Annotated in this window: 1 protein-coding gene; it reads left to right on the top strand. The window is 64.6% G+C overall.

Annotated features, from left to right (window positions below; translation table 11 throughout):
- A partial coding sequence (locus AC6LKG_RS26585; protein WP_498169993.1) for a VCBS domain-containing protein occupies positions 1-378 on the top strand: 378 nt, incomplete at both ends.

Here is a 378-nt window from a genome sequence, read left to right as displayed (position 1 = left end):
AGCTGGACAACAGCAGCGACAAGGTCCAGGCCCTGAAGGACGGCGAAAAAGTCACCGACACCATCACCGTCACGGTCGATGACGGCAACGGCGGCACGGCGACCGAAACCATCACCGTCACCATCACGGGCACCAACGACACCGCCGTCATCACCCCGAACCAGCCGGGCGACGATGCCGGCTCCGTCAAGGAAGACGGCAACCTGACCACCGGCGGCAAGCTGGACGTCACCGACAAGGATACCGGCGAAGCCACCTTCAACGCCCAGACCGACGCCAAGGGCGAGCATGGCTCGTTCTCGATCGACGCCGACGGCAACTGGACGTACCAGCTCGACAACAACGATCCCAAGGTCCAGGCCCTGGCCGTGGGCGAGA

It is taken from the genome of Achromobacter sp. 46006, from assembly GCF_059761975.1.
This window is presented reverse-complemented; position numbering and strand designations above follow the sequence as displayed.